Source organism: Acinetobacter sp. ANC 4654, from assembly GCF_002135425.1.
GTDB lineage: Bacteria > Pseudomonadota > Gammaproteobacteria > Pseudomonadales > Moraxellaceae > Acinetobacter > Acinetobacter kyonggiensis.
On the sequence record NZ_NEGL01000003.1, the window covers coordinates 322,771 to 338,133 of the forward strand.

Annotated in this window: 13 protein-coding genes; 6 read left to right on the top strand and 7 right to left on the bottom strand. The window is 41.6% G+C overall.

The features are described 5' to 3' along the window. Positions 1–137 precede the first annotated feature (137 nt). The 3 genes from B9T24_RS07400 to thrC all read left to right on the top strand — a co-directional run bounded on the left by B9T24_RS07400 (position 138) and on the right by thrC (position 3,578). Positions 138–953, top strand: a complete 816-nt coding sequence (locus B9T24_RS07400; RefSeq protein ID WP_086165185.1) for a DsbC family protein — start codon at positions 138–140, stop codon at positions 951–953. Between the two features lie 123 nt (positions 954–1,076). After that, on the top strand, positions 1,077–2,381 hold the full coding sequence (locus B9T24_RS07405) for a homoserine dehydrogenase (protein ID WP_086165186.1): 1,305 nt from the start codon (positions 1,077–1,079) through the stop codon (positions 2,379–2,381). 57 nt (positions 2,382–2,438) lie between these two features. Beyond that, complete coding sequence (thrC, locus tag B9T24_RS07410) at positions 2,439–3,578, top strand: threonine synthase (protein ID WP_086165187.1); 1,140 nt, start codon at positions 2,439–2,441, stop codon at positions 3,576–3,578. A gap of 73 nt (positions 3,579–3,651) precedes the next feature. On the opposite strand, the gene B9T24_RS07415 is transcribed toward thrC, so the two are convergent. From B9T24_RS07415 to B9T24_RS07425, 3 genes are all read right to left on the bottom strand, one after another. Next, the gene (locus B9T24_RS07415; protein WP_086165188.1) at positions 3,652–4,410 is read right to left on the bottom strand and encodes a hypothetical protein; all 759 of its coding nucleotides are present in this window, start codon (positions 4,408–4,410) and stop codon (positions 3,652–3,654) included. A 30-nt stretch (positions 4,411–4,440) separates the two neighbouring features. Further along, complete coding sequence (locus tag B9T24_RS07420) at positions 4,441–5,067, bottom strand: DUF6915 family protein (protein WP_086165189.1); 627 nt, start codon at positions 5,065–5,067, stop codon at positions 4,441–4,443. A 165-nt stretch (positions 5,068–5,232) separates the two neighbouring features. Beyond that, the gene (locus tag B9T24_RS07425; protein WP_143223738.1) at positions 5,233–6,285 is read right to left on the bottom strand and encodes a D-alanyl-D-alanine endopeptidase; all 1,053 of its coding nucleotides are present in this window, start codon (positions 6,283–6,285) and stop codon (positions 5,233–5,235) included. 219 nt (positions 6,286–6,504) lie between these two features. Between B9T24_RS07425 and B9T24_RS07430 the strand changes: the two genes are divergently transcribed. From B9T24_RS07430 to B9T24_RS07440, 3 genes are read left to right on the top strand one after another with little or no spacing between them, the layout of a single operon-like run. Further along, complete coding sequence (locus B9T24_RS07430) at positions 6,505–7,140, top strand: response regulator (RefSeq protein ID WP_004650062.1); 636 nt, start codon at positions 6,505–6,507, stop codon at positions 7,138–7,140. A 31-nt stretch (positions 7,141–7,171) separates the two neighbouring features. Next, positions 7,172–8,740, top strand: a complete 1,569-nt coding sequence (locus B9T24_RS07435; RefSeq protein ID WP_086165190.1) for a sensor histidine kinase — start codon at positions 7,172–7,174, stop codon at positions 8,738–8,740. Between the two features lie 15 nt (positions 8,741–8,755). Continuing rightward, the gene (locus tag B9T24_RS07440; protein WP_171264871.1) at positions 8,756–10,168 is read left to right on the top strand and encodes a sigma-54-dependent transcriptional regulator; all 1,413 of its coding nucleotides are present in this window, start codon (positions 8,756–8,758) and stop codon (positions 10,166–10,168) included. A gap of 61 nt (positions 10,169–10,229) precedes the next feature. Here B9T24_RS07440 and B9T24_RS07445 read toward each other — a convergent pair whose 3' ends face one another. The 4 genes from B9T24_RS07445 to lptF all read right to left on the bottom strand — a co-directional run bounded on the left by B9T24_RS07445 (position 10,230) and on the right by lptF (position 15,276). After that, the gene (locus B9T24_RS07445; protein ID WP_086165192.1) at positions 10,230–11,405 is read right to left on the bottom strand and encodes a S41 family peptidase; all 1,176 of its coding nucleotides are present in this window, start codon (positions 11,403–11,405) and stop codon (positions 10,230–10,232) included. Between the two features lie 27 nt (positions 11,406–11,432). Further along, a complete protein-coding gene (gene gpmI, locus B9T24_RS07450) occupies positions 11,433–12,980 on the bottom strand; it encodes a 2,3-bisphosphoglycerate-independent phosphoglycerate mutase (RefSeq protein WP_086165193.1) in 1,548 nt (515 codons plus the stop codon). Positions 12,981–13,103: 123 nt separating this feature from the next. Beyond that, positions 13,104–14,174: an LPS export ABC transporter permease LptG gene (lptG, locus tag B9T24_RS07455; protein WP_086165194.1), complete on the bottom strand. Its 1,071-nt coding sequence runs from the start codon at positions 14,172–14,174 to the stop codon at positions 13,104–13,106. Between the two features lies 1 nt (position 14,175). Then, the gene (gene lptF / locus B9T24_RS07460; protein WP_086165195.1) at positions 14,176–15,276 is read right to left on the bottom strand and encodes an LPS export ABC transporter permease LptF; all 1,101 of its coding nucleotides are present in this window, start codon (positions 15,274–15,276) and stop codon (positions 14,176–14,178) included. Between the last annotated feature and the right edge of the window lie 87 nt (positions 15,277–15,363).

The window sequence follows — 15,363 nt, forward strand, 5'->3', positions numbered from 1 at the left end:
AAAGGGTGATGACTTCACGAGGTTGTTCAGCAACAGCGCAATCCATTGCTCAAATATCACGACACCCTAACCAGCATGACGGTTTTTTGTTATGCTAAGCCACCTATTTTATCTATAGTTAAAAGAAAGGGTTATTTATGTCATCTACCCGCTCAAAAATTTTTATTGCATGTACTTTGGCAAGCAGCTTGGCAATTAGTGCTTGTTCCAACTCAAATAACGATGAAAAAAAGCAAAATACCTTAACCGCGAGTGCACCAGCAACGGGAGAAGCATCTAATCTCTCTGAACGTAATACACAGCAGCGTCTCATTAAAACCCTGCAACAGCACTTCAAAAAAGCCAATATCAATGCCAAAGTGCTCGATATTAAAGTCACTGAAGTGCCCAATTTGTATTGGGTCAACCTTGAAGGGATGTCATCGGTTTATGCCACGGCAGACGGTAAATATATTATTCAAGGTGATGTACTGCGTTTAGGCGACAGTAAAATCCACAATGTCAGTGAAAACCTGCAATCGGCAGCCAATAAAAAACTGCTTGCTGATTTAAAAACTGAAGATCTATTGGTCTATAAAGCCCAAGGTAAAACTCAGCATATTGTGTATGTCTTTACCGATGCCAGCTGCCCGTATTGTCATAAATTGCATGAACATATGAGCGAGATTAATGCCAAAGGTATTGAAGTGCGTTATATCGCGTGGCCACGTGGTGAACAGTTCATGCCAGCCATGGAAAGTATTTGGTGTAGCACAGATCGTCAAGCGGCTTTCAATCAAGCCATTGCGGGTACCCCACTTCCACCAGCAACCTGCAAAAACCCCGTTCGTGCACAATATCAACTCGGCCTGAATATGGGGGTCAATGGCACACCAGCGATCTATAATGAAGAAGGTATTTACCTCGGTGGCTACCTCTCTCCAGATGAATTAGTACAACGTTTAAATAACTAATTTTTATTCGTTAATTTACTAATTTTTATAGTTGAAGATAAAGTGATTTCTTTCCTAGAGTCTGATGCTTTTTTTAGCTATGATCTAGACTCGCTTAAAATTGATTAGATATTGGAGTGTGACGTGAAACCAGTTCGTCTGGCAATCCTCGGTCTTGGTACTGTGGGTGGTGGTGCCCTTAAACTACTAAAAGAAAATGCTGCTGAGATCAGACGTCGCACCGGTCGAGAAATTGAAATTACCCATGTCGGTACGCGTCGTCCACGTCTCGATTTGGATCTTCCAGCATCAATTAAGCAAAGTGCTGATCTGCTCGACATTGTACGTCAGCCCGATGTCGATGTTGTGGTTGAAGTCATGGGTGGTATCCATCCTGCTTATGAAGTGATTATGGAAGCCATGAAACATGGCAAACATATTGTCACTGCCAATAAAGCATTGTTGGCTGAACACGGCACTGCGCTCTTTAAAGCGGCTGATGATCATAAAGTACAAATTGCTTATGAAGCGGCTGTTGCTGGTGGCATTCCAATCATTAAAGTCATTCGTGAAGGTTTAGCTGCGAATAAAATTGATTGGCTAGCTGGCATTATTAACGGTACAGGCAACTTCATTTTGTCTGAAATGCGTGAAAAAGGTCGTACCTTTGCCGATGTCCTGACAGAAGCGCAAGAATTGGGCTATGCCGAAGCAGACCCAACTTTTGACGTAGAAGGCATTGATGCGGCGCACAAATTAACGCTGCTCGCATCCATCGCCTTTGGTATTCCTTTACAGTTCGATAAAGTCTTCACCGAAGGCATCAGCAAAATTACGGCACAAGATGTCAAATATGCTGAAGAACTGGGCTTCCGTATCAAGCATTTGGGGATTGCACGCCGTGCCGCAACGGGTATTGAGCTTCGTGTCCATCCGACTTTAATTCCTGCTGAAGAATTGCTTGCCAATGTCAACGGCGTGAAAAATGCCATCTTGGTTCAAGCCAATGCAGTCGGTCCAACGTTGTATTATGGTGCAGGTGCGGGTGCAGGTCCAACAGCGTCTGCTGTGGTTGCCGATGTGGTCGATATTGTACGTGATATTGCCTATACCGAAGATGGTGCTGGGACAATTCCACAATTGGCATTTGAAGCTTTAAGCGACTTGCCTATTCTTTCACGCGAAGAAATGACCACTGGATACTACATCCGCATTAATGCCGAAGATCAAACGGGTGTGCTTGCCGAAGTAACCACAATTTTAAGTCGTGCTGGAATCAGTATTGATGCCATCTTACAGCAGCCACGCTTAAAAGATTTGATTCCAATCGTGATTTTGACCGATCCTGTGGTTGAATCAAAGATGGATGAAGCCTTACAACAAATTCAAGCATTCCCCTTCATTCATGGCGAAATTGTGCGAATTCGTTTAGAATCGCTTGATAATTAATCGGGTTAAGGGGAGTATTTCCCCTTGCCAAGCTCTACACACAATTGGAACATCATCATGTCTAATGCCAATCGTTATACTGGTTTAGTTGACCGTTATCGTGACCGTTTACCAGTATCTGCAACCACTCGTGCAATCTCTTTAGGTGAAGGTAATACACCCCTGATTAAGCTTGAGAACATTCCCCGCATTATTGGTAAAGATGTTGAAATCTATGTGAAGTACGAAGGCTTAAACCCGACGGGTTCATTTAAAGACCGTGGTATGACCATGGCGGTTACCAAAGCGGTTGAAGAAGGCTCTAAAGCCATTATTTGTGCCTCTACGGGTAATACTTCTGCTGCTGCGGCTGCCTATGCAGCTCGTGCAGGCATCAAAGCATTCGTGCTGATCCCAGAAGGCAAAATTGCCATGGGTAAAATGGCACAAGCGATGATGTACGGCGCAATCACCATGCAAATCCGTGGTAACTTCGATGATGGTATGCGTCTCGTCAAAGAAGTGGCGGATCAAGCACCAGTCACGATTGTTAACTCAATCAACCCATACCGTCTGCAAGGTCAAAAAACCATTGCTTATGAAATTGTTGAAGCTTTAGGTCGTGCGCCTGATTATCACTGCTTACCTGTGGGTAATGCAGGGAACATCACTGCACACTGGATGGGTTATACCGAAGCTGTTGCCAATCAGCCGAAAGAGCAATTCGAAGCAGTAATTTACGACGCTGCAACGGATGCTTTCACAGGACCTAAACCTGCTGGCTTACCAATTATGGTCGGTTATCAAGCTTCTGGTGCTGCACCGTTCCTACGTGGTGGTCCAGTTCAAAACCCTGAAACCGTTGCAACAGCGATTCGTATTGGTAATCCACAAAGCTTTAACCATGCGAAAGCCGTGGTACGTGATTCAAACGGTTGGTTTGATGAACTTCAAGATAGCGAAATTTTAGAAGCACAACGTCTGCTTTCTATGTACGAAGGTGTCTTTGTTGAGCCTGCATCAGCAGCTTCAATTGGTGGCGCAATTCGTGACATCAAAGCAGGTAAAATTGCTGAAGGTTCAGTGATTGTGTGTACTGTGACTGGGAATGGCTTAAAAGACCCAGATACAGCAATCAAACAATGCTCAGATGCAGTGATGCTGACCATTGATGCAACCATGAATGATGTCAAAACCTCGATTCTTTCTAATATGTAAGAATCGAATTTCGGCAATAAAAAACCAGTTGCATGCAACTGGTTTTTTATTGTGCTGTTATCTATCAATTTTCTTATTCATAATCATAGCCATATTCTTTTTCCAACGCTTTTTCAATGCCCTGTATTTCATCCAGTGCAATTTCACGTATCTCAAACAGCGGCTGCTTTAACATGCTGTTGATCGCAAATAAAGCGTCATCATCCCAAGCCTGAATGCGTAGTTGATCTTGACTGTAACGGAGTCCAGCATGGGTTGCGATCAGCGACTGCATCAATATTGGGTTTTCCGTTAAGCTATCGAGTGTTCCCTGAAGGACAATATTAGGCTCATCAAATTCAGAAAACACATGTTCCATATACGGTTTTAAATATTCAGGACTGGCCGCATAAATAAGACCCGCAAAACATTCATCATATTGTTTGATCCAGTCTTGCTGTTTCAAAGACCAGAGTGCATAAAATTTGACTTCATCGGCAAAACTGACCAATTGATAACTCTGCATCTGAGCCAACTGTACAAATTCAAAAGTATCTGCATCATTCAAACTTGCCGGCAAAACATCTTCAGAAATATCCCCCGCCTCGACAATGTGTTCTCCACAACGTGAAAACACGAAATCATCATACTTTTGCAGTTCATCTTCTGTCGCATCGAAAAAAGCAGCCACTTCGTATAAGGCAAAATTACGGGCTGCCGCAATTTCTAATTGTTTATACTGCTGTTCAGCTAAGGCTTGATCTTGAAAAATATTGGCAATTCGGTTTCCTGCCACATAAAAAACCTCATCGTTATAACCGAAGAACTTCTCACGGATGACAAAAGTCGGCATGTTCATTTCCTTTATTAACTGTGTTGATGATTAAGTGTATTGAGAATTATGTTTTATTTGATTCAGTGCCTGAGCACTGGCAGGCACTGCCATGCCATTATCCATCCACAATTCAAATTGCATGGCATTAAAAAAGTCCTCTGGGGCACAACCCAGATCCACTAAACTGCTAATGGGATAGCCCATACGCGGTAATATTTCGTAGATAAACCAACTGTTATGGGTCAGCAACAGCGAGTGTAATTTTCCCGTTAAAGCTAAGGGCGATAACAATATTTGTGAAAGTTGTGGTTGATTTGAATAATATTGATGTATTTTTTCAATTTTTTGTTCGAACCCCACAGGCAAACGTGCCGGATCAATGGCGCGAACAAAATCAGCCAAGGTGGGAATAAAACGTTGCTGATAATCCACCAATAAGTGATCACGTTCACAAAGATCTTTCAGGTCGACCGCCTTTCCCGCACTGTTGAGCAGACTATGTCCATAAATCGGAACCACAACGCTATTCACGCCCCAAAGCGTATGTAAAATACGATGGCGAGCATCGCTACACAGGCTTTTGGTGCTATCAATAAAGTGATGAACTTCATAATAATCTTCAGCTTCCCCACCCCAACGCTTAGCCGAAATGCGCGCATGTTGCATAGCATTCATAATCTATGATCATCTGGTTTTTATCGTTTTATATCTTAATCTTTTTTTGAGAAAAATCGATGGAAAAACAGACAGTCGAGACACATTCTGTCGTTGTAAATAAAAAGCTAAGGAAATAAAAAAACTCTTCCGAAGAAGAGTTTTTGTAAGCCATTAAAAACCGCGTTAAATACGTTTTGGTAACTGGCTTGTCCAATTCATTAAACGCATAGCATCTTCAGTACGCGCTTGAGAGCTGTCCGCACCCAATAGCACCACAACCGCTGGACGATTATTCAAAGTGGTATGCATCACCACACAGCGCCCTGCTTCACTAATATAACCTGTTTTCGAAATATTAATATTCCAGCCTCCATTACGCACCAAAGCATTGGTATTATTCGATTTCAATACACGATGACCCAAATTAAAATCATAGCTTGCCGTGGTTGAGAACTGACGAATTAACCCATATTGATAAGCAGCACTGACCAAAATACCTAAATCACGTGCAGAAGCGATATTACGTGGATCAAGCCCAGTCGATTCATAATAATGAGCGGACGTCATGCCTAAAGATTTTGCTTTGCTATTCATTGCTGAAACAAAAGCAGCTCGACCACCGGGGTAAGTACGAGCTAAAGCAGCCGCAGCCGGATTTTCAGACTTCATTAAAGCCAATAATAAAACTTCCGCACGATTCATAGAGTCGCCAGCACGTAAAGTCGAGCTTGAGTTTTTACCACCTGCTCCTGCAAAATCAACCGCTTGCAAAGTAATGTCTTCAGACATATTCAGTCTGGCATCCGCAATGACCACAGCAGTCATCAATTTCGTGATGGATGCAATCGGCAGTGCTGCATTGGTATTTTTACTGTATAGCACTTCACCTGTTTGAGAATCCATGACCAATGCTGCACGTGCATTAACCGCTGGTTGATTGCTATAACGCGAATTATTTAAAATTTGTACAGTTTTAGGCGCAGCATGCGATACGACAGCATTTGAACTGCGCACAGAGGTGGTGATTTTAGTTGAACCTTGTGGCGTTGCTTCATCGTTTAATGATGAAACATCACCATTGAGGAGTTGTTTCGCATCTTCAGAGGACCAGTTTAAAGCGGCTTGACCTGTCCCCCCAGATGCATCCATGATGAGTTCTGCAAAGCTGCTTGAACTCATGCTAAGTAAGATAGACATCCCTAGCACATGCATTAAAGATTTGTTTGAATTTTTCACGATAGTTTACTCAACTCTGGGAGGTAAGATACATTTGTGTATTACCTCAAATATGTCTTACATTTAGACACAAAGGTGAACAGTTTCTCGCTCATCACATTGTGCATAACATTTTATTTAAAGATTAAGAATAGGATTGCTAATTTTGTCATTTCATTGCAAGCTTATTTTGCTTTATGTAACAAAAAACATGCTTTTTTTTATTTGAGGGAGAACTAGGTGATCACAGTTTTAGTAGTAGATGACCATGAGTTGGTACGTACCGGGATTTGCCGAATGCTCGAAGACCATGCGGATGTTCAAGTCATTGGTCAAGCTGAATCTGGAGAAGAAGCGATTACCTTAGTCCGTCAACATCACCCCAATGTGGTCTTACTCGATGTGAACATGCCGGGCATTGGTGGGGTAGAAACCACCCGACGCCTATTGCAAACCGCACCTGAGACCAAAGTCCTCGCTGTCAGTGGTTTAGCAGAAGAACCTTACCCTTCATTATTATTAAAAGCCGGTGCGAAAGGCTATATTACCAAAGGTGCTCCAGTCACCGAGATGGTTCGTGCCATCAACAAAGTCATGCAAGGTGGCAAATACTTTAGTGCCGATATTGCGGAGCAACTGGCCAGTTCATATCTTTCAGATACCCAACAGTCGCCATTTAATGCATTATCAGAACGTGAAATGCAGGTGGCAATGATGGTGGTGAATTGTATTAGTGCACAGGAAATTGCCGACAAACTGTTTGTCAGTGTGAAAACCGTCAATACTTACCGTTATCGTATCTTCGAAAAACTGAATTTAGACAGTGATGTAAAACTGACCCATTTAGCCATTCGTTATGGGCTAATTAAACCTTAATACTTTTAATTTCGCTTTCTAGAAGACATGCATGACGCAAAAAAACCATACTTTTGAGTTTAATCAATATCATTTAGGCATGTGGTATGCCACCTATAGATTGATTATTGCGACGTGTCTTCTACTGATTTTTGTACTTACTTATCAACGCTTAAATACAGATTATCAATATCCAAAACTCTATCTTTATGTATTGATTGGCTACGTCACCATCAATTTCATCCAATTGATTTTAATTAGAAAAATAAAATATAAAATCCCACAACAATTCATTTTGCTGTTTACAGCCGATGTCATTGCTTTAAGTTTACTAACTTTAGCCATGGATGGCCCTAATCTGCATTTAAGCCTGCTTTTTGTGATCACCATTTTTGCCGCATCGTTATTACTCGATGCACAAAAGGCATTGCTCATTACCCTGATTGCGGTGATTAGTGTTGTTTACCAACTTTTTTTAGGCAGCCTATTTGATTTTTCATCACTCAATAATATCGGTAATAGCGCCCTGTTGGCTTTTTTGTTTTTTGTCGTGTATGGCAGTGGTCAATTAGCGGTTCGACGCTTCCAATTATTGGAAAATTTAAATTTCTCGCAATCTCTGGAGCTCAATCGACTACAAAATTTGAACCGTTATATTTTAGAGCAGATTGAACTGGGTTATTTGGTCTTAGATGAGAACTGTCACATTGTGCTCAGCAATCCTGCGGCATGTATGCTGTTGGGTATTCCTCCGCTTTATGCTTATGATAAATCCCCTTTATACAAAGTTCAGCCTGACTTATTTGAATTGCTCAAATTTGATCAGCTCAAAAACGGTGAAAAATTTCAATTCGAGTCACAATTGAGTTTGTATCATATGCACATTGAAGTGCAAAAATTAATTGTGCCGCATCAAACTCTGACCTTGTTGGTCGTACAAGATGCCCGTAAGCTTAATCAAAGAGTACAACAACTCAAGCTTGCAGCATTAGGACAACTTTCCGCCAGTATTGCCCATGAAATTCGCAACCCTCTCGCAGCGATTGTCCAAGCCAATGAACTTTTGGCAGACAGTGATCCAGATCAGCAACAACGCTTAAGCCAGATGATTGCTAAACAAGCGCTACGAATTGATTGCATTATTCAAGATACGCTGAATATGGTACGAAATAAAGAAACCTATCCCACACAATTACAACTGAATCAGTTTATCCCAACATTCCTACAAGAAGATTTAGCTGACGTCGCACAGCAAATTAAATACAACATACAAGATAAAATGGCGATCATGTTTGATGAAGCTCAACTGCGGCAAATTCTGATTAACTTGCTGCGTAATGCGATTCGGCATAATGCTCCAGCATATGCAAAGATCGAATTAAATGTGTATTCTCATGAGTCTAATGTTCGCATTGATGTGCGGGATTTTGGTTCAGGTGTCGCGTCACAAGACCTCGCTTATTTATTTCAACCTTTTTTTAGTACCGAAATTACAGGAACTGGTTTAGGATTATACCTATCACGTAGCTTTTGCGAAGCAAATCAAGCAGAACTTAACTACGTAGAACAAAAACAAGGGGCATGCTTTCGAATAGAATGCCCACGTGTTGCTTTAAATTAATATTACTGGGGTGTAATTGTGGAACGACAACCACTTGTTTTGTTAGTGGATGATGAGGAAGATTTATGTACCTTAATGCAAATGTCTTTATCGCGTATAGGCATAAAAACTCATATTGCACATCGTCTAGAACAAGCCAAAAAACTCTTATCTGAACATAGTTATGATGCTTGTTTAACAGATTTAAATTTACCTGATGGTAATGGACTACAGTTGGTAGAATGGTTGACTCAACGCTTTCCATCCTTACCCGTGGCTGTATTGACGGCCTATGGCAATATGGAAATTGCAATTGCGGCATTAAAAGCTGGTGCTTTTGATTTTGTCAGTAAACCGATTAATCAAAAACACTTGCAACAGCTTTTACAAAAAGCCTTAAATAAACCTATCGAGCATTTCAACAGCAAAGAAGACAGTCTGGAACAAAAATTATTGATTGGACAATCGCTGCCAATTCAACAATTACGCATTACCTTAAATAAAATCGCTCGCTCTCAAGCACCAGTCTTTATTACGGGTGAATCAGGCACAGGTAAAGAAGTCATTGCCAATTTGGTCCATCGTTTAAGTAATCGTAATGAAGGCCCTTTTATTGCGATTAACTGCGGTGCGATTCCAACTGAACTGATGGAAAGTGAGCTGTTTGGACACAAAAAAGGCAGCTTTACTGGTGCAACACAAGATAAACAAGGTCTGATTCAGTCTGCACATGGCGGGAGTTTATTTTTAGATGAAGTGGCTGAACTGCCTTTAAGTATGCAGGTCAAGCTGCTTCGTGCTGTGCAAGAAAAACGTATTCGCCCTGTCGGTTCGGACGCTGAAATTGATGTCGATTTTCGAGTCATTAGCGCCAGTCATCAAGATTTGGAAGCATTGGTACAACAAGGTAAATTTCGCCAAGACTTGTTTTTCCGTATTCATGTGATGGATCTCGTGCTTCCGCCACTACGTGAACGAGGCGATGATATTATTTTATTGGCCCATCATTTTATTCAAAAAATCAGTCAAGAATGGGGTATTCCGAGCAAGCAGTTGACCGAGCGCTCGAGAAACTTTTTGCTGAATCAATATTATCCCGGTAATGTCCGAGAGCTGCGTAATATTATTGAACGCGCAATGACTTTAAGTGATGACGAAAGAATTGACTTGCCAAATTTACAAAGTGCGCCATTACGTTATCCAGTCGTCAGCACTCTACTAGATCAGGACTCAACGACTGCTCCTCGTACTGAAATTCTACTGTCTTCGAAAAAGTTACCCGATGAAGGTCTAGAGCTTTATTTGGAAAATATTGAAAAAGATATTTTACTCAATGCACTAAATTTGACCCATTGGAACAGAACGCTGGCAGCAAAAAAACTGGGCATGTCGTTTCGCTCTTTACGCTACCGTTTAAAGAAATTTGGCTTAGATACCGATGATGAATAAAGTCTGTTATTTTAGCGAATAATGCAATATATGACCAAAATATCAACAGCTCCTCAAGCATTTATTTATGGTTGAGAATGATGTCTGCAACATGCTCAAGATAGTTTTCCTCTTTCATGTCATGTTGCAGCAGATATTGCTGATTGGGCTGAATTCCAACCCCTTCAATCATGTTGCCTTTAGGGGTGTAATAATGCGATACCGTCATCTGCAAAGCCGCACCATTGGACAAAGGGAATAGTTTTTGCACCACCCCTTTTCCATAACTTTTTTCACCTACAACCCATGCACGACCATGCTCTTTAAGTGCTGCGGTAAAGACTTCAGCAGCTGAAGCAGAACGGCTATTCATTAAAATACCGAGCTTTAAATTTTGAAATTCAAAACTGGGTAAAGCTTGAAATTGTTGATCACCCTCAGAACGACTTTTGGTCGAGACAATCAACCCTTGATTCAAAAACAAATCCGCGGATTCCACCGCAGCGGATAACAGTCCACCGGGATTATTTCTTAAATCAAGTAAAACTGCTTTTAAGCGTGAAGAAGAATGCTCTTCAATTAAGCGCTTAATTTCATTGGCTGTATCTTGCTGAAAAACTTTGATTTTTATCACTAAAACTTGATTATGCAAGACATTGGCTTGTATATCGGTTTCTATTTTTTTATTACGGACTAAAGTCAGTGGCGCACTATTTTGAGCCAATTGTAAACTTAAAGTCGAGCCAATAGCACCATTGAGTAAACTATGCACTTGATCATGATTGAGTTTTTTCAGCTCTTGATCATCAATTTTAAATACAGCAACACCATTCCGTAGACCTTGTTTGGTCGAATCGGCATTATTTTTTAAGCCTTGAATCACCCACTGATGTAGCTGTGAGTCATAAATCAGTTCAAAGTCAACCGAGGCCATATCACCTTCAGTATATTGTAACAGCAGCTTATAATCTTCTGGACTTAAATAACGAGAATAACGGTCTAGTCCACCGACCAAACCTTTAATCGCTTGTTGAAATAAAGCATCATCATTTTTTTCATCGACATAATTGTCTTTGACAATGCTATAAATTTGCACAAATTGCTGAATCGATTCCACGGGAACTTCGGCATAATTTTGTTCAATTTCATCATCAAAATCTAAAATAGGCGGAGTTTTCACCGCCCCAAGAGCTGAATGGCTCACACACATGAATAACGTGGTTAAAGTGACAACCATCTTCCAGCGTTGTAAAGCCATTCATTCACCTGTTTTATACGATTTATTTTATGATGCCAAAGTAATCAAATTACGACCTTGCATTTCTTGAGGTACAGGAATTTGCATTAAGCTTAATAAGGTCGGTGCGACATCGGCAAGTACACCACCTTCGGCAATTGTTGCAGAAGTTGGCCCTACGTAAATGAAGGGCACAAGTTCAGTGGTATGTTGCGTATGAACTTGACCACTTTTGTAGTCTTGCATTTGTTCAACATTACCATGGTCAGCCGTGATCAGCATATGGCCTTTTTGTGCCATTACCGCTGCATAGACACGACCTAAACAGGTGTCTACCGCTTCCACTGCTTGCACAGCAGCATCAAACACCCCTGTGTGTCCAACCATATCACCATTGGCAAAGTTGACCACCAACAAGTCAAATTCACCCGAGTTAATTGCAGCCACCAACTCATCGGTCACTTCATAAGCACTCATTTCAGGCTTAAGGTCATAGGTCGCAACATTGGGTGATGGAATCAGGATACGTTTTTCACCCGGATATTCATCTTCACGACCACCACTAAAGAAGAAGGTCACATGGGCATATTTTTCGGTTTCAGCAATACGCAGTTGAGTTTTACCTAAATTGGATAAATACTCACCAATCGAGTTATGCAATGCTTGAGGCATATAGGCAACAGGTGCATCAATCGTGGCTTGATAACGCGTCAACATCACAAATTTAGACAGATTTGGTACTACTTTACGTTCAAAACCAGCAAAATCTTTTTCAACAAATGCTTTGGTAATTTCACGGGCACGATCCGCACGGAAATTCATAAAGACGACACTGTCACCATCTTGAATTTTAGCCACATCGCCAATACGCGTTGCTTTGACAAATTCATCTTTTTCTTCAGCAGCATAAGCCTGTTCTAAACCTTCAACGGCTGTTGTTGCTGTACGTACTGCTTCGCCTTCAGTCAATAAACGATAGGCTTGTTCAACGCGATCCCAACGATTGTCACGATCCATGGCAAAATAACGACCAATCATGGTCGCAATACGGCCCTGCCCCGGATACTGAGCAAAGAGTGCATCTAATTTTTCGAGTGATGGTTGGGCACTTTTCGGAGGTGTATCACGACCATCCAAGAACGCATGCAAATACACTTTCGCGCCACGTTTTAAGGCTAACTCACACATCGCCACAATATGGTCTTCATGCGAATGTACACCACCTTGTGATAACAAGCCCAGAATATGTACAGCACCTTGTGCTGCTTTGGCTTTTTCCACCGCATCAATCAAAACGTCATGCTCAAAAAAAGCACCCGTACGAATATCTTTGGTAATGCGGGTAAAGTCTTGATACAACACACGACCTGCACCAAGGTTCATGTGACCCACTTCAGAATTGCCCATTTGACCATCAGGTAGACCAACATCTTCGCCTGAACCTGAAATCAAACCATGTGGATGCTTTTCTTGCATAGCCGTTAAATTAGGTCGTTTGGCTGCTAAGAAAGCATTGTCTTCGACCGCTTCGCGATGCCCTACACCATCCATAATTACCAATACGTGAGGGATTTTGCCAGCAGTTGCACCCGTCATAATGAACACTCTTTTGTTTACAATTTCATCGTTATATCTTACCGAATTTTCGGTCAAGACTCTATGTGCAGATCATGACTAAAGCGGATCATGCACATTGTTTTATCAGGCGCTATGCAATGATTAACGAGCACGTCGCAGCAAATAACCGCCCGCTAGCATCATGAAAATAATCGGCACAAAAACAAACCATGCCGGTGAAGGTGAATACACTAAACTTGCATAACCCAAGAAATCTTGTAAATAGAAGAATCCTAAGCCAATGAACAAGGCAATCACCAAACGGAAACCCATCGACTGTTGACGTAAAGGACCAAAAATAAAGGAACAGGCAATCAACACCAACGCAATTAAAGCAAAGGGTGAAGCCACTTTCTGCCAAAATGCCAGTTTATAGGTTTTCGGTACTTGGCTATATTCATGCATATAACTCATAAAACTGACCAATTGACTTGGCGATAAATCTTCAGGGTCAATGGTCACCATATGCACATATTTAGGTTGCAGCGCCAAAGCCAAAGGCAATTGATCTGCCTTCATTACCGTTGCATTACCCTGCGGTAAAATATCAATTTGCGAAGCCGATTTTAGACTCCAATCACCATCTTTAATGAACTGGCCTTCTGCTGCATTTAACACCCCTTTCAAGTGATAACGGTCATCAAAGTCAACCACTTGAACATGTTTGAGCTGTCCTTGTGCATTGGCATAATCAATATAAATAAAACGCTGACCTTCGCGTGTCCAATAACCGCTCACTTCACCCAATGAATTTACACTGCGATGATCTTTCACGCTTTTGGCTTGTTCATTGCTGTATGGAATCACCCATTCACTTAACACAAAGGACAACAGCACCAAAATTAATGCTGAGCGAATTACCCAACCGACGATACGCCACAAACTAATCCCAACAGAACGCATTACCACCAATTCTGCATTGGATGCTAAAGCGCCCAAACCCAGCACAGCACCAATGAGTGCCGCAATCGGCAAGATTTCATATAAATAGCGAGGTGCGCTCCAAAGTACATAAACCAAGGCATTCCACGCAGTATAGGTTTCATTTAACTCGCCTAATTCAGCTAAATAGGTAAATAAAACTTGTAGAACCGATAACACAACAGTTGCACCCAGCATCGCTAATGCTGTGGTTTTGGTCACATGTTTGGCAATTATTCGACGTGCTAACATTTTAAGACCTCACCTGCTGAATTCGCTTCTTAATTTTAGGAGCAAGCTTTTGTTTGCGTGAAAATAATGCCGCAGCCACACCATATACCACCAAGACCAACGGATATGCCTCTATGCCCATTTCATCTTTACTGACCCGCGTTTTCACCGCCATCAGTGCCACAATCAAGCTAGCAAAAATAAGTAAAGCAGGGAAGAGCTTTAAATAACGTCCTTGTCGTGGGCTGACTTCTGAAAGTGCAACCGCTAAGGCTAAAGCGACCACAATGGAAAATGGAACGAAGATGCGCCAACCCAATTCACTGGCAACAACAGGATCAGCACGATTCGTCCAAAGCTTAGAAATGGGCAATGCTTCCACTTCGGCACTTTCAAACTTAGCTTCTGTGTCACTTTCTAAACGTAAACGATAGGATTGAAATTCTGCTTGACTATATTTAGCTTTGCCAGGAAAAATTTCGTAACGACGACCTTCGACCAAATCGACAATACTGGCGGTTTCATTGGCAACTTCGACACGAGTTGCTTCCTTCGCTAAAATCATCACATCAGGTTTATCTGGCTTTACCGCACGTTGATAGAAAAATACATCTTTTAAATTACGACGATCTTCAGACAAATCCCCTGCATAAATGGTATAGGGACCAGATGAAATAAACTCCTTTGGGCGGACTAAATCGAAGCCCGTTCTAACCGCTTGATTGGTGGTCAACTCTTCAAACTGACGCAGCCCCCAAGGAGACATCCAAATCATTAAAACAAATTGCACGGCCAGAAAAACCACGGTCAGCGGAATCAATAAGCGTCCCAATCGATGCCGACTGACACCACTCCCATTAAGTACCGCCATTTCATGGTCAACATACAAACGACCAAAGACCAAGACCAAGCCAATAAAAAAGCCCAGTGGAAGAATTAAAGTTAGAAATTCTGGCAGTCGATAACCAATAATACTAAATAGAATACTGACATCTAAACGACCTTGTGCCGCAACACCAAAGTACTTGATCAGTCGACCACCCATCATGATTAAGGTCAATAAGGCAATCACAACCAAGGATGTAGACACCACTTGCTTGACCAAATAACGCCGAATAATCAAATTAATTCTTCCCAAAAAGAGGCAAATAAAAACTAGGCTTAGTTTACCCGAATGGTGAAAATATAAAACCTATACTGTAGTTGCGCA